Here is a 26,010-nt window from a genome sequence, read left to right on the forward strand (position 1 = left end):
GAATTTACGACACCTTAACATTCGGAACACCAGACCCCCACTTGGAGGCACAACGATGGACACAGCAGCCGGCTTCTCGGCCCGGCCGCGCGACACAGGGAGAATCGTGCGTATGCATCCGTCGTCTGCCCATCGCTACCCTTCCGCGCCCGCGCCCGCCAGCGCGCCGCCCGTGAGTGATTCGCAGGGTGCCGATCTCTCCGACTGGGACGCCCTCGAGCCGGATGTTCTGGATGCCGTCACTCAGGCGATGGCCTTGAGCGCTGAAACCCGCCGGATCTATCCGACGATCCTCGCCCAGCACTATGGTCCGGGCGCCCTGGAGTACCTCGACATCTATCCGGCACGACAACCCGATGCGCCGGTGCTGGTCTTCCTGCCCGGTGGCTTCGGCGGGCTGCCGATGTGCGCCGACGATTTCGCGGGCGTCGCCCGCGGCCCGTTCGCACATGGCATTACGACGGTGGTGGTCAACTACGCGCACGCGCCCTCAGCCCCACTGGACGAGGCCCGCCGGCAGGTGGGGGCGGCGATCGCGTGGGTGTACGACAATGCCGAACAGTTCGGCGCCGACCCGGCGCGCATCGTGGTGGCCGGGCACGCCGTCGGCGCTCCGCTCGCGGTGGGTGCGGCCGTCACCGACTGGGAGGACGAGTACGGTGTGCCCGCCGGGGTTATCACCGGGGTGGTGGCGGTCAGCGGACGCTTCCAGCCCCACCCGTCGACCGGGTGGGCGGTACCACCGGTCTTCGACCGACGGGTCGACGTGCCGATCATCGTCGCGGTCGGCGACCGGGAACCTGACGAACTGCAACGCCAGTCCGGCGAGCTCGTCGACAGGTTGACCAACGGGGGAACGGCGGTGCTCCTCGACCTGCCGGGGGCGGACCAGCATGGCTCGTTCGCCGGCTACTGTGACGCGCAAAGCCCCCTGACGCTGGCAACCGTGGCCCTGATCAGCGCCGGCGGACGATCGCTCCGGGTGGCCTGAACGGGCAGGCTCCCGGCTCAGAGCAGATCAGCGGGACTGACGGCGTTTGCCGGGCGCGGATTGTCCCTTGACGGCGGGCTTGCGACCCTTGCCCTTGGAGGCCTTGGCCTTGCCGCCGGATCCGGACGTGTTGCCGGAACCCTGGGACGGTCCGCCGGAGGGCGGCATGCTGGCGAGCAGTCCCTTGGAGTCGGCCAGGAGAGCCATGCCGGCCTCGGTGAGCCAGGGCTGGTCGGCGGCAGGCTCGAACAGTGCCACACCCAGCTCGGCCTCGAGGTCGGCGATCGATTTCATCAGCGTGGTGCGGGAGACGTTGAGGTTCTTGGCGACGCGAACGATGTCCAACTCCTCGGCGACAGCGACAAAGCGCCGGAGCAGTGTGGTGTCCACGGGCATCCTCTCAGCCGCACGCGCTAGTCGCGTACCTGCACTACAGGCTACGCGAGTGCGGGCGGCCCAGTCGTCAGGCCGTGGCCACGGCGTCGACCGGGCGGCTCTGCACCCTGGCGTCGTCCAGCAGCTTCATGAACTCGCGCATCCACGCCGGGTGGTCCGGCCAGGCCCGCCCGGTCACCAGGTTGCCGTCCACCACGGCAGCGCCGTTCTCGAAGGTGCCGCCGCCCAGCTCAACGTCGAGGCCGAGGGCTGGGTAGGCGGATGACGTGCGCCCGTGCAGCACACCGGCCGCGGCCAGCAGCAACGGCCCGTGGCAGAGCGCGGCGACAGGGGCGTTGAGGTCGAAGAAGTGGCGCACGATGCGCTTGGCGTCGTCGTCGTTGCGGATGTACTCCGGCGCCCGCCCGCCGGGAATCACAACGGCCAGGTACCCGGCCGGGTCGACATCCCGGAACGCGAGGTCGGCATCCAGGGTGTGGCCGAGCTTCTCGGTGTAGGTGTCGAATCCGTCGACGAAATCGTGCACCACAAACTGCAGCTTCTTCTTGTTCGGTGCCGCGATGTGCACCTCATAACCGGCATCGAGCAGCCGTTGGTAGGGGTAGAACACCTCGAGCGTCTCTGCGGCGTCTCCGGTGAGGATGAGGATCCTGTCGGTGAGCTGGTTCATGGTCGGCCCTTCTCGTCTGCGGCTCCCGGTGGCGTCGGCGAGTTGCCGGCGCGAACTGGTTTCAGCATCCGCCGCATCCGGTCACGAGGCAAGGAGGCACGGAGACACACAGCCGGGACGAAGCGTCAGAAGAAGAGCAGCACCACGCCGAGGATCGCCGAGCCCACGCCGACGCCGGTCAGGATGAGTCCGGTCAGCCGCAGGGCCTTGCCGTCGTGGTCGGGCGAGTGGGTGCGGCAGCGAGCGGGCGCTCGGCCCAGGAACCACACCGTGATGTCGTCGCCCGGCTGCAGGTCGACGCTCTCATGGGTGTCGGCGTGGGCTTCGTGCACGTCGCCCTCGCTGTCGAACCAGCGGATGACCGGACCCTGCGCAGTCTGCGCGATGACGCCGTCGGTCTGTATCCAGCGGCCGCCGAAGCCGCGCACCGACAAACCCGCGATGTACAGCGGAATACCCACGAGCAGGCCGACGAAGCTGAAGATTTCGCTCAGCAGCGAGACCATGTCGTGAAGGTCCACCCGATTCCGCCGTTTCGTTCGCTCTGCCTAGGGTGAAATGTTAGCGTGTGCCGCCGGTGCACGCGGTGTCGGCCGGTAGCTGCGCGGCGGATAGGCCCTGGCCACCAGGGCGCGCAGGCTCTCCAGGCTGCCGCTGGCGAAGCCCTGGGCGCGGGCCTGCACCAGGACGTTGCCGATAGCCGTGGCTTCGACGGGGCCGGCCTGCACGGGCAGTCCGGTGTAGTCGGCCGTGAGCTGGCAGAGCAGCGTGTTCTGCGAACCGCCGCCAACGAGGTGAACAGTGCGAACGGAGCGGCCGGAGAGCTCGGTGGCCGTGCGCAGGGTGCGGGCATACTCGGCGGCCAGGCTCTCGACGATGCTGCGCACCAGTTCGGCCCGGGTGCCGGGCGGCCTGGTGCCGTGCTCGACGCAGTAGGCGACGATGCGCGCGGGCATGTCGCCCGGCGGCAGGAACCTGGCGTCGTCGACGTCGAAGAGAGTGACCTGGCCGGGGAGCGCGGCCGCCTCGGCGAGGAGATCGGGCAGGTCGATGGTGTCGCCGGCGCGCTCCCAGCTGCGGATCGATTCGCTCAGCAGCCAGAGGCCCATCACGTTGCGGAGGTATCGGACTCGGCCGTCGACACCGCCCTCGTTGGTGAAGTTCGCGGCCCGGCTGGCCTCGGTCAGCACCGGCGCGGGCAACTCGACCCCGACCAGCGACCACGTGCCGCTGGAGATGTAGGCACAGTCGTCGGTGAGCATCGGCACCCCCACCACGGCGGATGCGGTGTCGTGCGACCCGGCGGCCACCAGCTGCAGCCGGTCGCTGCCGATCTCGGCGGCCACGCCCGGCAGGAGGGCGCCGACCGAATCCCCCGCAGACACCAGGTCGGGAAAAAGGCTCCGCGGCAGGCCCAACGTGCCGATCAGGGTGTCATTCCAGACCGCGCCGGCGCCGGTGGTCTGCAACAACCCCGTGGTAGACGCGTTGCTGCGTTCGGCCACCCGCCGGCCGCTCAGCCAGAAGCCGAGCAGGTCGGGGATGAGCAGCAGGCCGTCGGCCGCCGCCAGGTCGCCGCTGGCCCGGTCGGCGGCCAGTTGGTACAGGGTGTTGAACGGCAGCACCTGCAAGCCGTTCTGTCGGTACAGCTCGGTAGGCGCCACCAGGGCATGGGTGGCCTCGACGCCGGCGAGGGTGCGGTCGTCGCGATAGTGAAACGGGTTGCCGAGCATCCGGTCGCCGCGCATCAGCGCGTAGTCCACCGCCCAGGAATCGACGGCGACGCTGGCCAGGCGGGGCGCCTCGCGCACAGCGGCGCCGAGGCCGAGCAGCGCGTTGCGGTAGAGCTCGAGGATGTTCCAGTGCAGCCCGTCGATGGTGCGCACGGGATTGTTCGGGAACCTCGCCACCGGATGCAGCTCGAGCTCGTTCGGGCCGACATGGCCGAGCATGACCCGGCCGCTCGAGGCACCCAGGTCGATCGCCGCGACCGACCCGCCCGAACTGCGCAGCGCTGGGATGGTCACCGCAGGAAGGCGGCGGCGACGCCGGCGTCGACGGGGATGTGCAGCCCGGTGGTGTGGCTGAGGTCGGCCGTGCACAGCACGAACACGGCGTTGGCCACGTTCTCGGGCAGCACCTCGCGCTTGAGCAGGGTGCGCTGGGCGTAGTACTTGCCCAGTTCCTCCTCCGGCACGCCGTAGACCGCGGCACGCTTGGCACCCCAGCCGCCGGCGAAGATGCCGGAGCCGCGCACCACGCCGTCGGGGTTGATGCCGTTCACCTTCACGCCGTATTCGCCCAGCTCGGCAGCGAGCAGCCGCACCTGGTGGGCCTGGTCGGCCTTGGTGGCGGAGTAGGCGATGTTGTTCGGGCCGGCGAAGACCGAGTTCTTCGACGAGATGTAGATGATGTCGCCGCCGAGACCCTGGTCGATCAGCACCTTCGCCGCCGCCCTCGACACCAGGAAGGAGCCCTTGGCCATCACATTGTGCTGCAGGTCCCAGTCCGCGACGGTGGTCTCGAGCAGCGACTTCGACAGTGAGAGCCCGGCGTTGTTCACGACCAGGTCGAGGCCGCCGAAGGCGAGCAGTGCGGCGTCGACGCCGGCCTGCACCTGGTTCTCATCGGTGACGTTCGCCTGCACCCCGACCGCCACATCGGTGTTGCCGATCTCAGCGGCAGCGGCCTGCGCCTTCGCCAGATCAAGGTCGGCGATCACGACGCAGGCGCCCTCCGCGGCCAGGCGGGTGGCGATGGCCTTGCCAATGCCGGAGGCCGCGCCCGTGACGAGGGCCACCCGGGTGGCCAACGGCTTGGGTGCGGGCATCCGCTGCAGCTTGGCCTCTTCGAGTGCCCAGTATTCGATCTTGAACTTCTCGGCCTCATCGATGGGGGCGTAGCTGGAGAGCCCCTCGGCGCCGCGCATGACGTTGATGGCGTTGAGGTAGAACTCGCCGGCCACCCGCGCGGTCTGCTTGTTCGCGCCGTAGCTGAACATGCCGACGCCGGGGATGAGCACCACCAGCGGGTCGGCGCCGCGGATGGCGGGGGAGCCTGCGCTGGTCGAGCTTGCCGAGACCTTGTTGCGGTCGTAGTAGCCCTGGTAGTCGGCCCGGTAGGCCTCGTGCAGCTCGCGCAGGCGGGCGATCGACTCCTCCACCGAGGCTCCGGCCGGCAGGTCGAGCAGCAGAGGCTTCACCTTGGTGCGCAGGAAGTGGTCGGGGCAGCTGGTGCCCAGCGCCGCCAGTCGCGGGTGCTCGGAGCGGGAGAGGAAGTCGAGGACCTCCGGCGCATCCGTGAAATGGCCGACCTTGGGGCTGTCGGTGGAGACGAGACCGCGCAGGGTGGGCGCCAGAGCCGCAGCCCGTGCGCGGCGGTCGGCCTCTGGCAGTGGCTCGAAGCCGGGCAGCACCGCACCGAACGGCTCCGCGGAGGAGTGCTCGGCGATGTAGGCGGCAGCGGTCTCAATGATCCAGAGCGAGTTGGCCTCGCAGGCATCGCTGGACTCGCCCCAGGCAGTGATGCCGTGGCCGCCGAGGATGGCGCCGATGGCGTCGGGGTGGCTGTCCTTGAGGGCGGCGATGTCGAGACCGAGCTGGAAGCCGGGGCGGCGCCACGGCACCCAGACCACCCGGCCGCCGAAGATCGCGCTCGTGAGTGCTTCGCCGTCGGCCGCGGTGGCGATGGCGATGCCGGAGTCGGGGTGCAGGTGGTCGACGTGGGCGGCGTCGACGAGGCCGTGCATGGGAGTGTCGATCGACGGCGCTGCGCCACCCTTGCCGTGCAGGGTGTAGTCGAGGGCCGCCACCATCTCGTCTTCCCGGTCGAGCCCCGGGTACACGTTCACCAGCGCGCGCATCCGGTCCAATCGCAGCACCGCCAGGCCGGGCTCGGTGAGGGTGCCGAGATCGCCGCCGGAGCCCTTGACCCAGAGCAACTCGATGGTCTCACCCGTGACCGGGTCGACCTCGGTGCCCTTGGCGGAGGTGTTGCCGCCGGCGTAGTTCGTGTTCTTCGGGTCGGCACCGAGCCGGTTGGAACGGGAGATCAGCGCTGCGGCTGTGGCATTGGTCATGAGGCTTCCTTGGTGCTGGAGGGGACATGGGATTCTGCGGTCGAGAGTAACCAGGCCGCCATCGTTTCGATGCTGGCGAGGGCGCCCGGATGCTCCGGGGTGTTCAGGTGGCCGTGCACGGTGTTGTCCTCGCGCAGGCAGGTGACGTCGACACCGGCGGCGCCAAGCTCGGCGGCGTAGGCCTCACCGGAGGCGCGGAGGCTGTCCCGGTCGGAATTGAGGATGAGGGTCGGCGGCAGGCCGGTGAGGTCGTGGCCGCCGGGGAAGGCGTGCGGATCGACCAGCGCAGCCGGGTCGCCGGCGAAGTTGAGATTCATCCGGGCCACGTCGTCGGCCCGAAACCGGAATTCCTCCGGGAGCTCATCGAGCGTGGCCGCCAGTTCGGCGCTCGGCTCGGGGAGCACCGCGTGCACCGTCGGGTAGGCCAGCAGCACCTTGGCGGGCAGACGCCGGCCGGAGTCTCGCAACCGAACGGCGGCCGCCGCGGCCAGGGCTCCACCCGCGCTCGCCCCGCCGAGCGAGATCGCCTCTGGGTCCAGTCCCAGCCCGGCGGCGTGGCTGAGCGTCCAGTCGAAGGCGGCGAGAACGTCGTCGGAGGGCACCGGAAAATGCACGCCGGCCCGCCCGGACTCCGGCTCCGGAGCGAGCCGGTAGAACACCGAGACGACGCCGATGCCCCGGGCGGCCAGCTGCCCGGCTACCCAGTCGGCCTCTGGCATATCCAGGTCGCCGTGGGCGAAGCCGCCGCCGTGCAACCAGACCAGTCCAGGTGCGGTGGTGTGGGCCGCGCCCTGAACCGGGTAGATCCGGACCGGAACACTCCCGTGCGGACCCGGGATGAGCCGGTCGGTCATGCCTACGCGCCCCAGCCGGCCTGCTGGCCGCCCACTCGCTCGGCGGCGATCGTGGCCTGGTTGCCGGATGCCGCATAGGCGGCCATCGGGTCGGCTGCCAGCCCGCGGCTTTCCCGCCAGGCGGCCAGGTCCGGGCGAACGTCGGTGTAGAAGGCATCCATCAGAATCGCGTTGGCGCCGAGCACGTCGCCCGCATCCTGCGCGGCGCTGAGCGCGGTGCGGTCCACGAGCAGGGCGCGGGCGGTCATTTCCTGCACGTTGAGCACCGAGCGGATCTGGCCGGGGATCTTCTCTTCGACGTTGTGGCACTGGTCGAGCATGAAGGCGACGGTGGAGTCCGGGCCGTAGCCGCCGCCGCGGATGACTTCGTAGAGGATCCGGAAGAGTTGGAATGGGTCGGCGGCGCCGACGATGAGGTCGTCGTCGGCGTAGAAGCGGGAGTTGAAGTCGAACGAGCCGAGCTTGCCGAGCCGGAGCAGCTGGGCGACGATGAACTCGATGTTCGTGCCCGGGGCGTGGTGGCCGGTGTCCAGGCAGACGAGGGCGCGCTCGCCGAGGGCGCTCACCTGGGCGTAGGAGGTTCCCCAGTCGGGCACGTCGGTGTGGTAGAAAGCCGGCTCGAAGAACTTGTACTCCAGCACCAGGCGCTGGCTCTCGCCGATGCGGGCGTAGATCTTGGCCAGCGAATCGGCGAGCCGGTCCTGCCGGCCGCGGATGTCGCCCTGGCCCGGGTAGTTGGTGCCGTCGGCCAGCCAGATCTTGAGGTCCTGCGACCCGGTGGCGTGCATGATGTCGATGCACTCGAAGTGGTGGTCGATGGCCTTTTGCCGCACCGCGGGGTCGATGTGGGTGAGACTGCCGAACTTGTAGGCGTCGTCCTGGAAGGTGTTCGAGTTGACGGTGCCGAGCGCCAAGCCCAGGTCGGCGGCGAACACCCGGAGGGCGGCGTAGTCGTCGACCTTGTCCCAGGGGATGTGCAGAGCGACCTTGGGGGAGAGGCCGGTGTAGGTGTTCACCTGGGCGGCATCCGTGATCTTCTCCTGGATGGTGCGCGGAGTACCGGGCGTGGCGAAGACCTTGAACCGGGTGCCGGAGTTGCCGAACGCCCAGGAGGGCAGTTCGATGACCTGGTCGGCGAGCTGGGCGAGGATGGCGGTGGGGATGCTCACGGGGCGCTACTTTCTGCGGGAGTCGAGTGGTTGGCAGCGGCGTCGAGGGCCGCGATCTGGGAGTCGAGGTTGAAGACCTCGGTGAGCTGGAGGAAGCCGGTGTCCGGAGAGCCGTCGAGGGCGACGAAGAAGTCGCCCATCTCGGCCTGCCAGCGGGCGTTGACCTCGGTCGCCGCCATGCCGGCCTGCGCGGCAGCGAGGTCATCGGTCTCGAGATAACCGATCAGAAGGCCGTCTGCGCGCAGGAAGAGGGAGTAGTTGTGCCAGCCGGTGGCAGCCAGAGCGCGGAGCATGTCCGGCCAGACCGCGGCGTGCCGCCGGGTGTATTCGGGAATGAACTCCGGCTTGACCTGCAGCTGGAAACACACGCGTTCTCGGGGGGTCGTGCTCGTCATTGAGGGCCTCTACTTCATCGGGGATTCTGAAATGAATCGATTCAATCATGACTCGGTGATGCGTTGACCGCAACCGAATCAGGGTCGGTATGAATCGTTTCATCCGGCGATGCATTGTCGACGATAGAGGCTTTGGTCCCGATCCGTCAATGGCACCCGGCCAATTTCAGCGCAAAATGATTCGTTTCAGTTGCTGACCGCTAAACTTCAAGCTGATTCGCGGCGAAGGAGGCCCGGTGGCAACTATCAGCGTGCGCGAAGTGGCGGCAGAGGCAGGAGTCTCGGTCGGCACCGTGTCCAACGTGCTCAACCGCCCGGACAAGGTCTCCGCGGGCACGGTCTCCAGAGTGCAGGCCGCGATCGAGTTGCTCGGCTTCGTGCGAAACGACGCCGCCCGCCAGCTTCGCGCCGGGCGCAGCCGGAGCATCGGCCTGGTGGTGCTCGATGTGGGCAACCCGTTCTTCACCGACCTGGCCCGCGGCGCGGAAGACCGCGCCGCGCAGGCCGGCCTGACCGTTCTGCTGGGCAACAGCGACGAGACCGCCGAGCGCGAGAGCGCCTATCTCGACCTGTTCGAGGAGCAGCGCGTGCACGGCGTGCTCATCTCACCGCTCGGCGACAGCGGCGAGCAGCTCAAGCGCCTGCGGCGCCGCGGCACGCCGACAGTGCTGGTGGACCGCCAGACCGAGGACCGCAGTTTTTCCTCCGTTGCCGTCGACGACGTGTTCGGCGGACACCTGGCCGCCAGCCACCTGATCGAGACCGGCCGTACTCGGCTGGCCTTCGTGGGCGGGCCGCACAGCATCCGCCAGGTCACCGACCGGCTCGAGGGCGCCCGCGCCGCGGTGGCCGAGCATGCCGGTGTGACCCTGGAAGCCATCGACACCTGCTCACTCTCGGTGCTGGAGGGCCGCGCCATCGGCGAGGCCCTCCTCGCACGCCCGGCCGAGGACCGGCCAGACGCGATCTTTGCCGCCAACGATCTGCTGGCCCTCGGCGTGCTGCAGGCGTTGAGCATGCTCGGCGACCTGCGGGTGCCGCAGGAGATTGCCCTGATCGGCTACGACGACATCGCCTTTGCCTCTGCCGCCGTCGTGCCACTGTCGTCGATTCGCCAGCCCAGCGCGCTGATCGGTTCCACGGCGGTGGAGCTGCTGCTGCGGGAGGCCGACGGTGGCGAGAACTTCGAGCCGGAGCAGATCGTCTTCCAGCCAGAGCTCGTCGTTCGCGCCTCCACCGCCGCCCGAGACTAGCGCGTACCGGCCGCGACCGATTCGCGTTCGGGCTCGGGCAGGAACTCCTCGGGGTAACGCTCCCGTTCGATCTGCTGCAGCGTCTTGCCCTGGGTGCCTGGCGCCCAGATCGCGCCCACCACCAGGGAGACCGCGAGGAATCCGATCAGGAGAAGGCCGAGCCAGGACAGGCCGATCGAGCTGAGCAGGATCGGGAACACCATGCTCAACAGGCCCACCATGATGCGGGCGACGAAGAACAGGATGCCCTGCGCGCTGGCCCGGTACTCCGTGGCGAAGAGCTCACTGGCCCAGAGTCCGTAGAAGGCCTGCGCGCCGATACCCGCGGCGACGCCCCAGAGCACTGCGAAGGAGAGCAGCGCCGGCATGGTCGGTTCGGCGAAGACCAGCACGGCCCAGGCGGCGATGCCGAGGAGCGAGCCGACGATGTAGAGCACGCGGCGGTTGTACTTGTCGGCCAGCTTCATGAAGCCGAAGTAGGTGGTGAGCACGGTCAGGCCCCAGACCAGCGCCTGCAGCAGGTACTGCTCGGTCGCGCTCTCCACGCCCGCGGCGGCGTAGACCCGCGGCATGAAGATGCCGGCCTGGCCGGCCACAATGTTCCAGAACGAGTACACGCCGATGAGGAAGAAGATCGCGGTGATGTTCGCCTTCTTGCTGAACAGCTGACGGATGCCGTGCACGAGGGAGGTCGACGTCGATGCGGCGTTCGATTCCTTCCAGATCTCGGTTTCTGGCAACCCCTGGCGCATGTACCAGGTGATGAAGGCCACCACGAAGAGCTGGGCGAAGATGAGCCGGCTGCCGAGAAGGCCGAGCGGCTCGACGAGCACGGCGAGCAGGAAACCGATCAGCGGTCCGAACGACCAGGCGAGCTGGGCCGCGCCCACGTGCTTGGCACGCTCGCCGGCCGGGGCCTGCTCGGAGAGGTACGTCCACGAGGCCGGAACTCCCGCGCCGACGGCGATGCCGGTGATGATGAAGGCGAGTAGCAGCATCCAGTAGCTGCCGGCGAAGACCGCCAGGGCCACTCCGATCATGTAGAGGATGAGGTCGTAGGTGTAGATGAACTTGCGGCCGAACTTGTCACACAACGGGCCGCCGATCAGGGCGCCGGCCGCTGCGCCGAACGCATTGGCACTCAGGGCCGCCAGGAGCCCGACCGCGAAGTCGTCGATGCCGAATTCCTTCTGCCAGAGCGAGAGGCTGGTGGCGATCGCGATGATCGACCCGGCTTCGATGTAGTTGGACATGGCCACCGAGATCATGGCTGTTTTCGCTGAAATACTCTTTTTTCCCAATCGGACCACGGATGGTCCTCCCTTGCTGTCGTCATTGATGCAGAGGTTCGTGGCCTCACCACTGAGGACGCGATGCGTTGCGCCGAGGGCGCCGAGCGGTGAATCGAGTGAAACGATTCAACGAACGCGGTTGCAGACTACGCCTTCAGAAGTCGGTCTGCCTAACCGCCCGCAGCCCGGCTCGCCGGCGACGGTCGCCGGAGCTGACGAGCGGCGCTGAGCCGGAGTTGACCTGCAGCCTCTCCCGGGGTTATGCTCGCAACTGTTGAAACGATTCAATTGCCCGCTCAGTCGGGCAGGTTCCCATGAATCACCGCAGATTCCCAAAAGACGAGGATTTCCATGAGCAGGGCAAGCAATGAACTACGAGAAGAGATTCTGTACTGGTGCCGCGAGTCGGTCCGTACCGGACTGAATTTCAACACCCAGGGCAACATCTCCATCCGCCTGCCCGAGCACGAGGCGATCGTCATCACGCCCTCCGGCATCCGCTACGACGTGCTGACCATCGACCAGATGGTCGTCGTCGGCTACGACGGCGTTGTCATCGAGGGCGACCTGTTCCCCTCCACCGAGACCGACGTGCACCTCGCGCATTACCGCCGCCGCCCCGACGTGAACGCCATCGTGCACACCGAATCCCCGTGGGCCAACATGTTCGGTGCCGTCGGCAAGACCATCGACCCCGTGCTGCTGAACATGGTGCTCTACGCCAAGGGCGCCGTGCGGATCATGCCGTTCGAGTTCTCCACCAACACCGACTTCGGCGAACTGAGTGCGGCCCTCATGGGCGACGACACCAACGCCGTCGTCTGGGGCAACCACGGCATGATCTCCGTCGGTGAAGACGTCGCCGGCGCCTTCAAGGTCGCCGTCGCGGTTGAAGCCAACGCCCAGGTGCTGCACGGCGCACTCGCGCTCGGCACCCCGAACATCCTGCAACTCGAGAACATCGTGATCCCCGAGGGTGCACGCCTGCCCTAACCGCTCCACCTCCGCTGCGGCCCCGGACCGGGGCCGCACACCTCGCACCAGCGATTCACCACCAGCCGATTCAAGCATTGAACCGACACACACCACAGAGAAGTGACCCATGACGGTAAACGCAGCAACCCTCCTCCTCCTGGAAGAACAGGCCATCGAATTGCCCTCCTGGGCATTCGGCAACTCAGGCACCCGGTTCAAGGTGTTCGGCACCCCCGGCACCCCGCGCACCCCGCAGGAGAAGATCGCGGATGCCGCGCAAGTGAACAAGTTCACCATGCTCTCGCCCAGCGTTGCGCTGCACATTCCGTGGGACAAGGTCGACGACTATGTCGAGCTCGGCCGGTTCGCCGAGGACCACGGCGTGAAGCTCGGCACGGTCAACTCGAATACCTTCCAGGACGACGCCTACAAGTTCGGCAGCCTCACCCACATCGACCCCGCGGTGCGGCAGAAGGCCATCGACCACCACTTCGAGTGCATCGATGTGATGGATGCGACCGGCTCCCGCGACCTCAAGGTGTGGCTGGCCGACGGCACCAATTACCCGGGCCAGGGCGACATCCGCGGCCGGCAGGACCGGCTAGCCGATTCGCTGGCGAAGATCTACGCCCGCATCGGCCAGGAACAGCGCCTGGTGCTGGAGTACAAGTTCTTCGAGCCGGCTTTTTATCACACCGACGTCCCCGACTGGGGAACCTCATACGCCCAGGTCTCGGCGCTCGGCGACCGGGCGATGGTATGCCTGGACACCGGTCACCACGCTCCCGGGACGAACATCGAGTTCATCGTCGCCCAGCTACTCCGGCTCGGCAAGCTCGGTTCGTTCGACTTCAACTCCCGCTTCTACGCCGACGACGACCTCATCGTCGGCGCGGCGGACCCGTTCCAGCTCTTCCGGATCCTCTACGAGGTCATCCGCGGCGGCGGCTACGGCCCGGACTCGACCGTGGCGTTCATGCTCGACCAGTGCCACAACGTGGAGGAGAAGATCCCGGGCCAGATCCGCTCGGTGCTCAACGTGCAGGAAATGACCGCCCGCGCCCTGCTGGTGGACACCGACGCCCTGGCCACCGCGCAGGCGAACGAGGACGTGCTCGGCGCCAACGCGATTCTGATGGATGCCTTCTACGCCGACGTGCGGCCCGACCTGGCCGCGTGGCGCGAATCGCGCGGACTGGCCGGCGACCCGATGAAGGCGTATGCGGCATCCGGTTACCAGGAAAAGATCTCCGCCGACCGGGTGGGTGGCCAGCAGGCCAGCTGGGGCGCCTGACCTGCACAACTGTTGCCGCTTCGGACGATTGCGCCCCGCACACCGGGCGCAGTTGTCCGCGGCGGCAACAGTTGTCTCCGCACCATCCGCCTGAACCGCCCTGACCCGCACGATTGAACCCCGCACGACTGAACAGAGAGCACCCCATGACGAAACTCACCCCCGACGCTGTTGTCGCGGCCGTCGACCTCGGCGCCACCAGTGGCCGGGTGATGCTCGGCCACGTCGGGCGGAACGAACTGCGGCTGCGCTCTGTGGCGCGATTTCCCAACGGACCCACCCCGGTCAATGAGAACGGTCGCGTCTCGCTGCACTGGAACATCGTGGAGCTGTACCGCAACGTACTTGCCGGCCTGGCGACCGCGGTCGCTGAGGAGCCGGGCCTGGCGAGCATCGGCGTGGACTCCTGGGCGGTCGACTACGCCCTGTTGCGGCAAGGCCGGATGCTGCAGGTTCCCTATCACTACCGCGACGACCGCACTGTGCCCGCCGTCGACGCCGTGCACGCGCTCGCCGACCCGGCCGGCCTGTACGAGGTGAACGGCCTGCAATTCCTGCCGTTCAACTCGCTCTACCAGCTCGCGGCCGACCGGGAGGCGGGCACCCTCGACCTGGCCGACCAGATGCTGCTCGTGCCCGACCTGCTGGGCTACTGGCTCACCGGGGTGAGCGTCGCCGAACGCACCAACGCGTCCACCACGGGTCTGCTCGATGTGCGCACCGGCGACTGGAACGAGAGCCTGATCGACCGGCTCGGTTTCAATCGCAGCCTGTTCCCGCCCCTCGTCAACGCCGGCACCCGGGTCGGCAGCCTGCTGCCGAGTGTCGCGGCCGAGATCCGCTCCAGCCGCCGGGTGGAGGTCACGGCGATCGGCTCGCACGACACCGCCTCCGCCGTTGTCGCGGTTCCGGCCACCGGCGAGGACTTCGCCTACATCTCCTGCGGCACCTGGGGGCTGGTGGGGGTGGAGCTGGACGGACCGGTCCTGACCGCGCAGAGCCGGGAGCAGAACTTCACCAACGAGGGCGGCGTCGACGGCCGGGTGCGCTACCTGCACAACGTGATGGGCCTGTGGCTGCTGAGCGAGTCCATCCGCAGCTGGGAGAACGAGGGCCACTCGATCGTGCTCGCCGACCTGCTGCGTGAAGCCGCCGCAGTGACCGCTCCCGTCGCCGTGTTCGACGCCGACGACCAGCGCTTCCTGGCTCCCGGGGACATGCCCGGCCGCATCCGCGCGTACTGCGAAGAGAACGGCCTCGAGCCGCCCCGGTCGATGGCCGAGATGGTCCGCAGCATCCTGGAGAGCCTGGCGGATGCGTTCGCCCGCGGCGTGCAGCAGGCCAGCCTGCTCTCCGGCAAGACCGTGCGCGAGGTGCACATCGTCGGCGGCGGGTCCCAGAACCGCCTGCTCTGCCAGCTCACGGCCGACCGCTTGGGCCTGCCCGTTCTCGCCGGTCCGGTGGAGGCCACCGCGATCGGCAACGTGCTGATCCAGGCTCGCGCGCAGGGCCTGGTCGCCGGATCACTCGAGGAACTGCGTGCGCTCGTGGCTCGCAGTTTCGTGCCGGAGGCGTACACCCCGGCTCGCTCGCTCGTGCGGCAGTAACCGGGCAGGCGACCAGATACGCGAAAAGCGTCCGACCCTCGCGGGCCGGACGCTTCTTCGTTGGCGGAGGTGCCGGATCTAGTAGATCGAGGTGTACAGCGCCAGGATCTGCTCGACGCTGACGTCGCGCGGGTTTCCGCCGGTGCAGACGTCGTCGAATGCCGCCTGGGCCAAGGCCGGCAGGTCGGCCTCCTTCGCACCGATCTCCCGCAGGGTGGTGGGGTTGCCGAGCTCGCGCGTGAACGCCGCGACGGCATCGACGGCGGCGGTGCGCGCCTCGGCCACGGGCAGGGCGGCGGCGCCGGGCACCTGGAAGGCCACCGCGATGTCGCGGAAACGTTCCCCGGTGGCATCCGCGTTGAACGCCATCACCGGGGCGAGCAGGATGCCGTTGGCCACGCCGTGCGGGGCGTTATAGAAGGCGCCGAGCGGGTGCGCCATGCCGTGCACGAGGCCGAGGCCCACGTTGGAGTAGCCCATACCGGCGATGTACTGCGCGAGTGCCATCCGGTCCGCCGCGTCCGCGTCGCCGTCGGCGGCCGCGCGCAGGGATTGGGCGATGGTGGTGATGGCCTTCAGGTGGAACAGGTCGGAGAGCTCCCAGGCGCCCTTGGTGGTGTAACCCTCGATGGCGTGGGTGAGGGCATCCAGGCCGGTGGCGACCTTGAGCGAGCGCGGTGCGCTCGACATCATCTCGGAGTCGACCACGGCGACCACCGGAATGGCGTGTGGGTCGACGCAGACGAACTTGCGGGAGCGCTCGACGTCGGTGATGACGTAATTGATCGTGGTCTCAGACGCGGTACCGGCGGTGGTGGGCACGGCGATGATCGGCACGGCGGGGTTTTTCGTGGCCGCGACACCCTCGAGGCTGCGCACATCGGCGAACTCGGGGTTCGTGGTGATGATGCCGATGGCCTTGCAGGTGTCCTGTGGCGAGCCGCCGCCGATGCCGATCAGCACGTCGGCGCCGGAGGCGGCGAATGCCGCCACGCCCTTCTGCACGGCCTCGATCGGCGGGTTCGGGGTGACGTCGGAGTAGACCTCGTACGGGAAACCGGCGGCGTCGAGCAGGGCGGTGACCCGGCCGGTCACTCCGGTGTCGACGAGGACCTGGTCTGACACCACGAAGGCCCTGGCGAAGCCCCGGGTGGCGAGCTCGCCCGGGATCTCCCGGATCGCGCCCGCACCGAAGTGCGCGGTCTGGTTCCAGATCATTCGATTGCTCATTTGTCGTGACTTCCTTATCTTCGACACGGTCATTCAGCCAACACCGTTGATTGAATCGTTTCAGTGTTCGAAGTCTACTCCCGGAAGCCCGCTGGAATCAGCCGCGTCAGGTCATTGCAGATCGATGGTTTCCACCGCCCGCAGCTTGCCCCGGATGAACGCGTTCGCGTGCGCGCCGAGGTCCTCGGAGTCCACCCAGAGGTTGCGCCACACCGCCAGGCTGCGGCTGAGCGACGGGTGCACGACCGCGGTCGAGAACGACTCGAACGCGATCGGGCCGTCGTAGCCGATCAAGCGGAGCCCGCGGAAGAGTTCGTCGAAGTCCACGGTGCCGCTGCCCAGATAGCCGCGGTGGCTCTCGCCGATGTGCACGTAGCTGAGCCTGTCGCCGCAGGCCAGCACCGGCCCGATCAGATCAGACTCCTCGATGTTCATGTGATAGCTGTCCAGGTGCACGCCCACGTTCGGGTGGCCCAGTTCGTCCAGGTAGGTCAGGGCTTGGGCCGCGGTGTTGAGCAGGTTGGTCTCGTACCGGTTCACCACCTCCAGGCCCAGTCGGATGCCCAGGGTCTGTGCGCGCTCCGCCACCCGCCGGAGCACCTCGAGGCTGTTCAGCCGGCCGCGCTCGGTGGCCGGTGCCGGGTATTTGGCCAGCTGGCTGTAGAGCACCCCGACGAAGTACTGGCTCTCCAGCTCGCTGAGGATCTCCAGGGCCGTCATCAGCTTGGCCTCCCCGGCGGCGACCACGTCGGGGTCTTCGCTGCTGATGTCGGTGTCCGCGCTCTGCCCGAGTGAGGCGCTGACCTTGAGTGGCTGGCCGGCCAGGCTCTGCTTGGCAGCGCCCCGGTCGAAGGCGGCCGGCTCGAGGAGCGGGATCTCGAGCAGGTCGAAGCCGGCGTCGATGGTCTTGCCCACCGCGAGGTCGAAGCCCTTACGGTCGAATTCGCCGGACCAGACCAGTCCGTGGCAGCCAATCAGCATGGGAGAACTCCTTTGTCTCGATGAGGCGGTCGGGTACCGGGGACTGTAGAAGCGGCATCCGCGACTGTCAACCTGCTCGCTTGCCTTCGAAAGCACCGGAAGGTTGCGTTTGGGTTTCGGTCATTGACGGCACCGTTGCGTCGAGTTATGTTCCCCGCTGTTACCGCAGTTTCCATCGCCAGAGTTGTCGATCGGAGGAGCAGTGCCAGAGCGCAACGATTTCGTTCGCGAAGAAGTCATCCTGCACGAGCTCACCGCGAGCGGCCGGGTTCGGGTGAACGACCTCGCCGCGCAGTTCGGCGTCTCGGCCGTCACCATCCGCAAGGATCTCGACTCTCTCGAGCAGCGGGCCCTGTTGCGCCGGGTGCGCGGCGGCGCGGTGATCACCGCCGTCGGTGACGAGGGCGCGTTCAGTGAACGCCTGCGGCAGGAGGCGCCTGCCAAGCGCGAGATCGCCCGCCGGGCGGCCGAACTCGTGCACGACGGCGACGTGATCGCCATCGACTCATCGACCACCGCCTACTACCTGGCCCAGGAACTACTCGACCGCAGGGACCTGATGGTGGTCACCTACGGCATGCGCTCGGCCACGCTCTTCATGGACCACTCGAACGCCACTGTGGTGATGCCCGGCGGGGTGCTCCGCCGGGCATCCGGCTCGATGGTGGGTGCATTCTCGAATGTGCTCACCGGCCGGGGCCGCATCATCTCCGGCTTCTTCGGCGTCGCCACCCTGTCGACCCACCTCGGCCTGTTGGAACTCTCCAGCGAGGAGGCGGCCACCAAACGCAGCCTGATCGGCGCGTGCAACGCCGTCTACGGGCTGTTCACCTCGTCGAAGATCGGCGCCTTCGGGCTGCACGCCTTCGCCGAACCGGGCCAACTGACCGGCCTCTTCACCGACGACGGCACCGACGACGACTTCGTCGCCGAGTGGGCGGCGGCGGGGGTGCCGGTCTTGAGACCCCAGCACCACTCCCTCAGCACCAGTCATCCCGCACCGTGACGGCAGGGCGAAGCCGCCCCGCCAGCACCCCAACCAAGGAGACAGAACAGTGATCCCAGCCAGGAAAGCACTCGCAGCGGGCGCCATCGCGCTCGTCGCCGCCATGACCATTGCCGGCTGCACCAGCCGCAACGACGACTCCGGCGGGGGAGGAGGCTCCACCTCCGGCTCCGACGAACCGATCCGGGTCGCCTTCGTACCCAAGCTCCAGGGCATCCCCTACTTCGAGGCCATGAACTCCGGCGGCCAGCAGGCCGCCGACGACCTCGGCATCGAATGGCTCTACCAGGGCCCCACCACGGCGGATGCGGCGGCGCAGGCCGACATCGTGCGCTCGTTCATCCAGCAGGACGTCGACGCGCTGATCGTGGCGCCCAACGACCCCGACTCGATGGCGCCGCTGCTGCAGGAAGCCGCGGACAAGGGCATCCAGGTGGCCACCAGTGACACCGACGCCCCCGATTCGGTGCGTCAGGTGTTCGTCAACCAGGCATCGGTGCAGGGCATCGGTGAGGCCCTGACCGACTCGCTGATGACGGCTATGGGCGGCTCGGGCAAGTACGCCATCGTGTCCTGCGGCGAGACCGCGGCCAACCTGAACGCCTGGATCGACGTGCAGAAGGAGTACACAGCATCGGAGTACCCGGACGCCGAGATCGTCGACATCGTCTACGCCGGTGAGGACCAGGCTGCTGCCACCTCGATGGCGACCGACCTGATGAACGCCAATCCAGACCTCACCGGACTGGTCGGCGAGTGCACCTCGTCCGCGCCCGGTGTGGCGCAGGCGGTGAAGGACGCCGGCAAGACCGGGTCGGTCTTCACCGTCGGCCTCGGCACCCCGATGTCGATGGCGCCGTACCTCGAAGACGGTTCGTCCTCCGCGTCCATCCTGTGGGACGTGCAGAACCTGGGCTACCTCACCGCCTGGGCCGGTCTGCAACTGGCCGAAGGCAACGAGTTCGAGGCGACCAATGACGTGAGCGCCGATTTGCCGGCCGTGGAATACGACGCCGACACCCAGGTGCTGCTGCTCGGGCCGCCGCTGGAAATCACCAAGGACAACGTCGCCGAGTTCGACTACTGAGTGACCCCGGCCGGGGTGATCCCACCCCGGCCCGTTTCACCCTGACAACCCAAGGAGTCTCTCCGTGAGTCCAGAGAACGTCACCGCGACCGAGCCCGCCCTGCGGCTTGAGTTGCAGGGCATCGTGAAGAGTTACGGCGGGGTGCGCGCCATCCGGCACGCCGATTTCGCGGTACGGCCCGGCACCGTGCACGCCCTCGTCGGCGAGAACGGCGCGGGCAAGTCCACCCTGATCAAGATCATCGCCGGGGCGGAACGGGCCGACGCCGGCAGCATCGTCTTCGACGGCGTGGCGAGCACCATCGCCTCCACCGCCGACGCGATCAAGCTCGGCGTGCAGACCGTCTACCAGGAGCCCCAGCTCTTCCCCGAACTGAGCGTGGCCGAGAACGTGTTCGTCGGCCGGGAACTCAAGCGCGGACTGCGCATCGACTGGACGGCCCAGGCCGACCACATGCACGAGCTGCTGGGTACCGTCGGGCTGCCCGACCGGATCGCGACGGTGCCGGTCGGCAGCCTGTCGATCGCCGAACAGCAGCAGGTCTCGATCGCGAAGGCGCTCGCCGGGGAGGCCACCGTGCTGATCCTCGACGAGCCCAGCGCCATCCTCACCGACAGCGAGATCGACGTCTTGTTCGCCGTGATCCGCCGGCTGACCGCCTCCGGCGTTGCCGTCATCTATATCTCCCACCGGCTCGACGAGTTGTTCCGCATCGCCGATGTCGTCACGGTGATGCGCGACGGCCGTACGATCACGACCGAGCCGATCGGCGAGTTGTCGGTGCGGCAGATCGCCGAGCTCATGGTCGGCGGGGTGGTCAGCGAGTCCCGGCCCGCGCAGGGTGAGACCGCCGGTGAGGTCGTCCTCGAGCTCGACGCGCTTTCCGGCGCCGACACCTTCCGGAATGTGAGCCTCACCGTGCGCTCCGGCGAGATCGTGGGCCTGTACGGGCTGGTCGGCTCCGGCGCGGGCGACATCGCCAGCGTCGTGTACGGCATCGACCGGGCGAGCTCAGGGCGGATGCTGCTCTCCGGCGAACCGGTGTCCATCCACTCGGCGTCGAAGGCGAGACGCCTGGGCATCCACCTGCTGCCCGCCAACCGGTCGGCGCAGGGTTCGTTCTCGTTCCAGAGCATCGCCTTCAACATCACCGCGGGGGAGCTGAAGCTGCTGAGCCGCCTGCCCGGCTGGGTCACCCGGCGCCGGGAGCGCGACATCGCCCGGGAGTTCATCGACCGGCTCGCCGTCAAGACTCCCAGCCAGAGCTCGCCGCTCAGCTCGATGTCCGGCGGTAACGCCCAGAAGGTGGTGCTCGCCCGGCAACTGGTGAAGCGCCCGCGCCTGCTGGTGCTCGTCGAACCGACCCAGGGCGTCGACGTGGGCGCCAAGGAGGAGATCCACCGCATCATCTCCCGGCTGGCCGACGAGGGCACTGCGGTGCTCGTGGTCACCAGCGATCTCGGTGAGGTGCTGCGCATCTCCGACCGCATCCTCGTGGTGCGGGACGGCGAGATCACCGCAGAGTTCCGGCCGGATGCGACCCAGGTCGAAATCCTGGCCGCCGCCTCCGGCGCCGAATCCGACCCCACAAAGGAATCAGCATGAGTGTCGACGAACGCGGTGTATCCGCCCCGGCTGTGCGGGCCACCGCGCGCCGCATCCTGCCCCCACCGGTGACCGGCCAGGAACTGGTTCTGGTCGGGGTGATCGTGGTGTTGTGGGTGCTGCTGGGCCTCTTCACGCCGGCGTTCCTCAGCGCGGGGTCGATCCGGCCGCTGCTGGTGTCGGTGGCGCCGATCGCGCTCATCGGGGTGGGCATGACGTTCATCATCATCACGGCCGGCATCGACGTGTCGGTGGGCGGAGCAATCATGCTCTGCGCCGTCGTCACCGCGAAAAGCCTGGTGGATTTCGACCTGGCGCTGCCACTGGCGATCGCCCTCTCGATCGGCCTCGGCCTGCTGCTCGGCCTGCTCAACGGGGTGCTGATCGCCTACGGCCGGGTGCACGCCATCATCATCACCTTCGGCACCGCGAACATCTTCCAGTTCCTGGCGCTGCGGGTGTTCGGCTCCTCCACCGTCAACGGCATTCCGGGAACCTTCGACGTCTTCGGCCGAGGCGAGGCGGGGCGCACCTTCGGGGTGCCGCACAGCTTCCTGATCACCATCGTGATCGTCGCCGTGGCCTGGTGGTATCTGCGGCACACCTCCGGCGGACGCAACCTCTTCGCCATCGGCGGCAACGCCCAGGCCGCCCGGCTCGCGGGCATCGCGGTGCAACCGCGCATCCTCGCCGCCTACGCGCTCACCGGCGCCCTGGTCGGGCTCGCGGCCTGCTTCTTCATCGCGGCCGGTACCTCCACCCTCGACCAGGCGGTCGGCTCCGGCCGGGAGCTGGCCGTGATCGCCGCCGTCGTGATCGGCGGCACCTCCATCCTCGGCGGCCGCGGCTCGGTGATCGGCACGCTGCTCGGCGCGATCCTCGTGCAGACGGTCACCTCCGGGGTGACCCAGCTGGGCTGGCCGTCGCAGCTGGCGAACCTGTTCGTGGGCGTGTTCATCATCATCGCCGTCGGCACCGACCTGCTTCGCCAGCGGGCAAGGAAGGCATCATGACCGCCACCACTGAACACCCGTCACCGGCCGCTCCGGCGGCCCCGCCGGAGAAGGGCCGTGGGCTCTTCTCCCGCGCGCTCGAGGCCCTGCTCACCCAACGGGTCGTGCTGCTGGTCGTACTGATCGTGCTGCTGCTCGTCGGCATGAGCATCCTGGACGCCGCCGGCGTTCTGAGCGGGTCGTTCAACGCCGACTATCTCGCCTCTGCCCTGATCAGCGCGGTGCCGCTGGCCATGCTCGGGCTGGCCCAGCTGATGGTGATCCTGTCGGGCCGGGGCGGCATCGACCTCTCGGTGGGATCGATGGTGTCGCTCACCGGTGTGGTCTTCGGTTTCGCCTACGGCCTCTGGGGCTGGAGCCTGATCGCCGCCCTGGTGCTGGCCATCCTGGTCGGCGGGGTCTGCGGCGCGATCAACGGGGTGCTGGTGGCCTACATCGGCTTCCCGCCGCTGATCGCCACCCTGGCCACCTACTACGCCTACCGTTCGCTGGCGTTGGTGGTCAGCGACCAGAAACCGGTGAACTCGCCGGTGATCCAGGACTTCTACTCCGCCGCGCAGTCGGTCGAACTGCCGCTGATCGGCGGATCGCTGCCCCTGATCCCGCTGGGCATCTTCACCTTCTTGATTCCCACCATCGTGATCGTCTGGCTGCTGCTCAACAAGACCACCTTCGGTCGCCGGCTCTACGCACTCGGCACCAACAACGTGGCGGCCACCTGGTCGGGCATCAACGTGAAGCCCAACCGCATGGCGGTCTACATTGCCTCCGGTGTGATCTCGGGGTTGGTCGCGGTGGTCACCGTGGCACAGTTCGCCTCGGCCCGGCCCGACGCAGGCACCAGCGGCAACGGCATGGCGCTGCCGTCGATCACCATCGCGGTGCTGGGCGGGGTCGCCATCACCGGCGGCATCGGCCGGGTCGCCGGCATCGTGCTCTCGACGCTGCTGATCGTCTGGATCAACGCCAGCATCCTGCTCACCCTGCCCGGCAACGACGGCACCCAGTTCCAACTTCTAGCGCTCGGCGTAGTGCTGATCTTCGCGTCGCTGCTGAACGGTCTCACCCGCCGCAAGTACGGCGGAATCTAACGCGGAGCCGTCGCCTCGACCACGGCGATCTCCCGGGTGGCGGTCTCCCGGTCACGGTCTTGCCGGGCGGTGTCCGCCCTGGCCGTGACGGTGCGGATGGCCGTGGTCAGCGGCTGCCCGTCGCCGCTGTGCCGCACCCGCAGGCGGGGCGTCGTGCGTGGGGCGGTGCGCGGCCGGATACGCACGCGCAGGCGCTGGTACTTGATCATCCAGAACATCACGGCGGCGGCCGCGATCAGGCCGGATGCCGCGGCGACGCCGATCGACCAGCGCGGGCCGTACTGGTCGGCGACCCAGCCCACCAGCGGGGCGCCGAGCGGGGTGCCGCCGGCGAAGATCGCCATGTACAGCGCCATCACCCGGCCGCGCATGGCCGGTTCGGTGGTGGTCTGCACGTAGGCATTGGCCGTGGTCATCAGGGTCAGCGAGGTGAGCCCGACGAACGCCAGGGAGATCGCGAACGTGATGTAGGTCGGCATCAGCGCGGCGATCAGGCAGGTCAGGCCGAAGAAGAAGGCGCCGCCCACCACCAGGCGCATGCGGGGCCGGCTGCGCCGGGCCGAGAGCAGGGCGCCGGCTACGCTGCCGACGGCCATGATCGAGCTGAGCAAGCCGAACTCGCTGGCTCCCATGCCGAACTCCACGGTGGCCATGGTGGAGGTGAAGATGGCGAAGTTGAAGCCGAAGGTGCCCACCAGGAACACCGTGATCAGCACCGCGACGATGTCCGGGCGTTTCCAGACGTACCGGAAACCGGCCATCAGTTGCCCGCGTTCGCGCGGAGCCCGGGGTTGCTTGCGCAATTGCCGGGTGCGCAGCAGGGTCATGGCGAAGACGGTGAAGGCGAAGGTCACGGCGTTGATCAGGAAGACCCAGCCGGCGCCGACGGCGACCGTGAGCACACCGGCCACGGCCGGGCCGATCAGGCGGGCGCCGTTGAACGAAGCGGAGTTGAGGGCGACGGCGTTGGAGAGGCTGTCGTCCGGCACGAGCTCGGAGACGAAGGTCTGCCGGGCGGGAGCGTCGATCGCGGCAACGATGCCGAGGCCGAGCGCGAAGAGGTAGACGTGCCAGAGCTCGACGACGCCGGTGACGGTGATGAGGCCGAGGCCCAGGGCGAGCGCGCCCATCAGGGTCTGGGTGAGCATCAACAGCTTGCGGCGGTCGAACCGGTCGGCGATGAGACCGGACCACGGCATCAGCACCAGCTGCGGCCCGAACTGCAGGGCCATCACGATGCCGACCGCGGTGGCGTTGTAGTCGGTGAGCTGGGTCAGCACGATCCAGTCCTGGGCCGTGCGCTGCATCCAGGTGCCGACATTGGACACCATGGCGCCGGCGAACCAGATCCGGTAATTCAAAACGCTCAGGGAGCGGAACATTGCACTCAACTGTTGGCGAGCTCCTTCATGATGTCGGTGGCGGCGGCCAGCACGTGGCGCTGTTCGGGGGTGAGTTTGAGGATGCGCTTGGCGATCCAGTCGTCGCGGCGGCGGCGGGTCTCGCGCACGAGCGAGAGCCCGGTGTCGGTGACGGTGAGCACGATCTTGCGGCCGTCCTCCGCGGAGCCGGCCCGGTCGAGCAGGCCGGCCTCGACGAGGGCGTTGACCGTGCGGTTCATCGAGGGCGGGGTGACCCGCTCCTCCTCGCTCAGCGCACTGAGGGTCATCGGTCCGAGACGGAAGACGGCGCCGAGCGCCGAGAACTGGCCGCTGGTGAGTTCGTTGTCGGCCTGTTCCTGGCGCACCCGGCGGGCGAGGCGCCCGTTGGCGAGGCGAAAGTCGTGGCTCAATTCGGCCACCGTGCGGCGCTTGGCGTGCGCGGAAGCCGGGTGGGCGGCCGTGGTCGGAACGGCAGTGCCCTGAACGGCAGTGCCGGTCGACGTGGCGCCGGGCGCAGTAGGAGGAAGAAGAGTCATGATTACTTAGCATAACAAATTAGCTTTGCTAATCATTCCCCCAACCCGAATCGCGCCCGCATCGCCCTAACTGTTACCGAAGCGGACTTCTGCGTCCGGCGCACCGGCCGCAGAAGTCCGAACGGGCAACAGTTGCGTCAGTGGGTGGATTGGCGGCGGAAGGGGGGTGGGACGCGAGCGTGGGTTTAGCGGCAGAATGAGGCCGTGCCCACCTTCATTGACGAATACGGCGTTGCCATCGAGTACTACGCCTGGCCGGTCGACCATCCCCGCGCGATTGTGCAGATCGTGCACGGAGTGGGGGAGCATGCCCTGCGTTACCGGGAGGTGGCCAGGGCGCTCAACGCGGCCGGCTACACCGTCTACGCCGACGATCATCGCGGCCACGGCCAGACCGGCATGCGGCAGCATGGCGGCGACGCCGGCCAGCTCGGCCGGCTCGGCCCCGGTGGGCTGCGCGCAACGGTGGCGGCCGTGCACACGTTCACGCAGGTGATCCGCCAGGCGCAGTCCACGCAGACGGGGCCGGCGCATGCCGACCTGCCGCTGGTGCTGCTCGGCCACAGCTGGGGGTCGTTCATGGCCCAGATGATCCTCGACCAGCATCCCGCCGACTATCAGGCCGTGGTGCTCACCGGCACCGCCTACCGCTGGCCGGGTTACCTCGAGAGCGGTGACCTCAACCGCCGACACAAACACCTCGGCGAGACGGGTGCGGAGTGGCTGAGCCGTGACCCGGCGGTCGCGGCGGCTTTCGTGGCCGATCCGCTCACCACCGGGGTGCCGCTGGCGAAGCTGTTCGGCCTGCGCGATGCCGTTCGCATCCTGGGCCGGCCCGCGCGCGGCCTGCCCGCCGGATTACCCGTTCTGATCCAGGTCGGCGGCGACGACCCGGTGGGTGGGGAGCGCAGTGCGCTCAAGCTGGTGGATGCGTATCGCCGCCGGTCGGGCCTGACCGACGTGCGCATGATCGTCTACCCGGGTGCCCGGCACGAGGTCTTCAATGAGACCAACCGCGACGAGGTGCTTGCCGACCTGGTGGGCTGGCTCGACGCACACCTTCCCGCCACCGCTCAGGACGACCCAGCCGACGATTAGGCTGGG

24 protein-coding genes are annotated in these 26,010 nt (G+C 68.3%); 11 read left to right on the forward strand and 13 right to left on the reverse strand.

Annotation, left to right across the window (positions count from 1 at the left end; genetic code table 11):
• The first annotated feature begins 172 nt into the window (after positions 1–172).
• The gene (locus CTB96_RS07635; RefSeq protein WP_181397185.1) at positions 173–991 is read left to right on the forward strand and encodes an alpha/beta hydrolase; all 819 of its coding nucleotides are present in this window, start codon (positions 173–175) and stop codon (positions 989–991) included.
• A 27-nt stretch (positions 992–1,018) separates the two neighbouring features.
• Here the strand turns inward: CTB96_RS07635 and CTB96_RS07640 are convergent, their stop codons facing one another.
• From CTB96_RS07640 to CTB96_RS07675, 8 genes are all read right to left on the reverse strand, one after another.
• Entirely contained in the window at positions 1,019–1,381 is a 363-nt protein-coding gene (locus CTB96_RS07640) for a LysR family transcriptional regulator (protein WP_181397186.1), read from the reverse strand.
• Positions 1,382–1,454: 73 nt separating this feature from the next.
• Positions 1,455–2,057: a DJ-1/PfpI family protein gene (locus CTB96_RS07645; protein WP_110126342.1), complete on the reverse strand. Its 603-nt coding sequence runs from the start codon at positions 2,055–2,057 to the stop codon at positions 1,455–1,457.
• A 125-nt stretch (positions 2,058–2,182) separates the two neighbouring features.
• Positions 2,183–2,578, reverse strand: a complete 396-nt coding sequence (locus CTB96_RS07650; protein WP_248283272.1) for a sortase — start codon at positions 2,576–2,578, stop codon at positions 2,183–2,185.
• A 27-nt stretch (positions 2,579–2,605) separates the two neighbouring features.
• Entirely contained in the window at positions 2,606–4,009 is a 1,404-nt protein-coding gene (locus CTB96_RS07655) for a rhamnulokinase (protein WP_110126425.1), read from the reverse strand.
• Positions 4,010–4,080: 71 nt separating this feature from the next.
• Positions 4,081–6,135, reverse strand: coding sequence for a bifunctional aldolase/short-chain dehydrogenase (locus CTB96_RS07660; RefSeq protein ID WP_110126343.1), 2,055 nt, complete (start codon positions 6,133–6,135; stop codon positions 4,081–4,083).
• Positions 6,132–6,989 carry an alpha/beta hydrolase fold domain-containing protein gene (locus CTB96_RS07665; protein WP_110126344.1) on the reverse strand — a complete coding sequence of 286 codons (858 nt, stop codon included), beginning with the start codon at positions 6,987–6,989 and terminating at the stop codon, positions 6,132–6,134. The genes CTB96_RS07660 and CTB96_RS07665 overlap by 4 nt, the downstream gene beginning before the upstream one ends.
• Before the next feature lie 2 nt (positions 6,990–6,991).
• Positions 6,992–8,158, reverse strand: a complete 1,167-nt coding sequence (gene rhaI / locus CTB96_RS07670) for an L-rhamnose isomerase (protein WP_110126345.1) — start codon at positions 8,156–8,158, stop codon at positions 6,992–6,994.
• On the reverse strand, positions 8,155–8,553 hold the full coding sequence (locus tag CTB96_RS07675) for an L-rhamnose mutarotase (protein WP_110126346.1): 399 nt from the start codon (positions 8,551–8,553) through the stop codon (positions 8,155–8,157). Before CTB96_RS07675 ends, rhaI (CTB96_RS07670) begins: the two co-directional genes overlap by 4 nt.
• A gap of 236 nt (positions 8,554–8,789) precedes the next feature.
• On the opposite strand from CTB96_RS07675, the gene CTB96_RS07680 reads away from it, so the two are divergent.
• Positions 8,790–9,806, forward strand: coding sequence for a LacI family DNA-binding transcriptional regulator (locus CTB96_RS07680; protein WP_110126347.1), 1,017 nt, complete (start codon positions 8,790–8,792; stop codon positions 9,804–9,806).
• On the opposite strand, the gene CTB96_RS07685 is transcribed toward CTB96_RS07680, so the two are convergent.
• Positions 9,803–11,074, reverse strand: coding sequence for an MFS transporter (locus CTB96_RS07685; RefSeq protein ID WP_110126348.1), 1,272 nt, complete (start codon positions 11,072–11,074; stop codon positions 9,803–9,805). The genes CTB96_RS07680 and CTB96_RS07685 overlap by 4 nt on opposite strands.
• A 375-nt stretch (positions 11,075–11,449) precedes the next feature.
• Here CTB96_RS07685 and CTB96_RS07690 point away from each other — a divergent pair, with 375 nt between their 5' ends.
• The 3 genes from CTB96_RS07690 to CTB96_RS07700 all read left to right on the forward strand — a co-directional run bounded on the left by CTB96_RS07690 (position 11,450) and on the right by CTB96_RS07700 (position 14,974).
• A complete protein-coding gene (locus CTB96_RS07690; RefSeq protein ID WP_110126349.1) occupies positions 11,450–12,091 on the forward strand; it encodes a class II aldolase/adducin family protein in 642 nt (213 codons plus the stop codon).
• Positions 12,092–12,200: 109 nt separating this feature from the next.
• Positions 12,201–13,367: an L-rhamnose isomerase gene (gene rhaI / locus CTB96_RS07695; protein WP_110126350.1), complete on the forward strand. Its 1,167-nt coding sequence runs from the start codon at positions 12,201–12,203 to the stop codon at positions 13,365–13,367.
• A gap of 146 nt (positions 13,368–13,513) precedes the next feature.
• A complete protein-coding gene (locus tag CTB96_RS07700; RefSeq protein ID WP_110126351.1) occupies positions 13,514–14,974 on the forward strand; it encodes a rhamnulokinase in 1,461 nt (486 codons plus the stop codon).
• A 78-nt stretch (positions 14,975–15,052) separates the two neighbouring features.
• On the opposite strand, the gene fucO is transcribed toward CTB96_RS07700, so the two are convergent.
• On the reverse strand, positions 15,053–16,204 hold the full coding sequence (gene fucO / locus CTB96_RS07705) for a lactaldehyde reductase (RefSeq protein ID WP_110126352.1): 1,152 nt from the start codon (positions 16,202–16,204) through the stop codon (positions 15,053–15,055).
• Between the two features lie 111 nt (positions 16,205–16,315).
• A complete protein-coding gene (locus CTB96_RS07710) occupies positions 16,316–17,185 on the reverse strand; it encodes a sugar phosphate isomerase/epimerase family protein (protein ID WP_110126353.1) in 870 nt (289 codons plus the stop codon).
• Between the two features lie 202 nt (positions 17,186–17,387).
• On the opposite strand from CTB96_RS07710, the gene CTB96_RS07715 reads away from it, so the two are divergent.
• The 5 genes from CTB96_RS07715 to CTB96_RS07735 all read left to right on the forward strand — a co-directional run bounded on the left by CTB96_RS07715 (position 17,388) and on the right by CTB96_RS07735 (position 22,988).
• Positions 17,388–18,191, forward strand: coding sequence for a DeoR/GlpR family DNA-binding transcription regulator (locus CTB96_RS07715; protein ID WP_146215766.1), 804 nt, complete (start codon positions 17,388–17,390; stop codon positions 18,189–18,191).
• Positions 18,192–18,240: 49 nt separating this feature from the next.
• A complete protein-coding gene (locus tag CTB96_RS07720) occupies positions 18,241–19,278 on the forward strand; it encodes an autoinducer 2 ABC transporter substrate-binding protein (protein ID WP_219993235.1) in 1,038 nt (345 codons plus the stop codon).
• A 64-nt stretch (positions 19,279–19,342) separates the two neighbouring features.
• Positions 19,343–20,884, forward strand: a complete 1,542-nt coding sequence (locus tag CTB96_RS07725) for a sugar ABC transporter ATP-binding protein (protein ID WP_110126355.1) — start codon at positions 19,343–19,345, stop codon at positions 20,882–20,884.
• Positions 20,881–21,897, forward strand: a complete 1,017-nt coding sequence (locus CTB96_RS07730) for an ABC transporter permease (protein WP_110126356.1) — start codon at positions 20,881–20,883, stop codon at positions 21,895–21,897. The genes CTB96_RS07725 and CTB96_RS07730 overlap by 4 nt, the downstream gene beginning before the upstream one ends.
• A complete protein-coding gene (locus CTB96_RS07735; RefSeq protein WP_110126357.1) occupies positions 21,894–22,988 on the forward strand; it encodes an ABC transporter permease in 1,095 nt (364 codons plus the stop codon). Before CTB96_RS07730 ends, CTB96_RS07735 begins: the two co-directional genes overlap by 4 nt.
• Here the strand turns inward: CTB96_RS07735 and CTB96_RS07740 are convergent.
• On the reverse strand, positions 22,985–24,370 hold the full coding sequence (locus CTB96_RS07740; RefSeq protein ID WP_110126358.1) for an MFS transporter: 1,386 nt from the start codon (positions 24,368–24,370) through the stop codon (positions 22,985–22,987). The genes CTB96_RS07735 and CTB96_RS07740 overlap by 4 nt on opposite strands.
• A gap of 5 nt (positions 24,371–24,375) precedes the next feature.
• Positions 24,376–24,906, reverse strand: a complete 531-nt coding sequence (locus CTB96_RS07745) for a MarR family winged helix-turn-helix transcriptional regulator (protein ID WP_110126359.1) — start codon at positions 24,904–24,906, stop codon at positions 24,376–24,378.
• 204 nt (positions 24,907–25,110) lie between these two features.
• On the opposite strand from CTB96_RS07745, the gene CTB96_RS07750 reads away from it, so the two are divergent.
• Positions 25,111–26,004, forward strand: coding sequence for an alpha/beta fold hydrolase (locus tag CTB96_RS07750; protein ID WP_110126360.1), 894 nt, complete (start codon positions 25,111–25,113; stop codon positions 26,002–26,004).
• Positions 26,005–26,010: the final 6 nt, after the last annotated feature.

This window comes from Cryobacterium arcticum (assembly GCF_003185895.1).
Lineage (GTDB): Bacteria > Actinomycetota > Actinomycetes > Actinomycetales > Microbacteriaceae > Cryobacterium > Cryobacterium arcticum.

Coding starts and splice junctions, on each gene's coding strand:
- CTB96_RS07645 (WP_110126342.1), bottom strand. CDS start 2,057: ATGAACCAGCTCACCGACAGGATCCTCATCCTCACCGGAGACGCCGCA.
- CTB96_RS07655 (WP_110126425.1), bottom strand. CDS start 4,009: ATGCTCGGCCATGTCGGCCCGAACGAGCTCGAGCTGCATCCGGTGGCG.
- CTB96_RS07660 (WP_110126343.1), bottom strand. CDS start 6,135: ATGACCAATGCCACAGCCGCAGCGCTGATCTCCCGTTCCAACCGGCTC.
- CTB96_RS07665 (WP_110126344.1), bottom strand. CDS start 6,989: ATGACCGACCGGCTCATCCCGGGTCCGCACGGGAGTGTTCCGGTCCGG.
- CTB96_RS07675 (WP_110126346.1), bottom strand. CDS start 8,553: ATGACGAGCACGACCCCCCGAGAACGCGTGTGTTTCCAGCTGCAGGTC.
- CTB96_RS07685 (WP_110126348.1), bottom strand. CDS start 11,074: ATGATCTCGGTGGCCATGTCCAACTACATCGAAGCCGGGTCGATCATC.
- CTB96_RS07690 (WP_110126349.1), top strand. CDS start 11,450: ATGAGCAGGGCAAGCAATGAACTACGAGAAGAGATTCTGTACTGGTGC.
- rhaI (WP_110126350.1), top strand. CDS start 12,201: ATGACGGTAAACGCAGCAACCCTCCTCCTCCTGGAAGAACAGGCCATC.
- CTB96_RS07700 (WP_110126351.1), top strand. CDS start 13,514: ATGACGAAACTCACCCCCGACGCTGTTGTCGCGGCCGTCGACCTCGGC.
- fucO (WP_110126352.1), bottom strand. CDS start 16,204: ATGAGCAATCGAATGATCTGGAACCAGACCGCGCACTTCGGTGCGGGC.
- CTB96_RS07710 (WP_110126353.1), bottom strand. CDS start 17,185: ATGCTGATTGGCTGCCACGGACTGGTCTGGTCCGGCGAATTCGACCGT.
- CTB96_RS07730 (WP_110126356.1), top strand. CDS start 20,881: ATGAGTGTCGACGAACGCGGTGTATCCGCCCCGGCTGTGCGGGCCACC.
- CTB96_RS07735 (WP_110126357.1), top strand. CDS start 21,894: ATGACCGCCACCACTGAACACCCGTCACCGGCCGCTCCGGCGGCCCCG.
- CTB96_RS07740 (WP_110126358.1), bottom strand. CDS start 24,370: ATGTTCCGCTCCCTGAGCGTTTTGAATTACCGGATCTGGTTCGCCGGC.
- CTB96_RS07745 (WP_110126359.1), bottom strand. CDS start 24,906: ATGACTCTTCTTCCTCCTACTGCGCCCGGCGCCACGTCGACCGGCACT.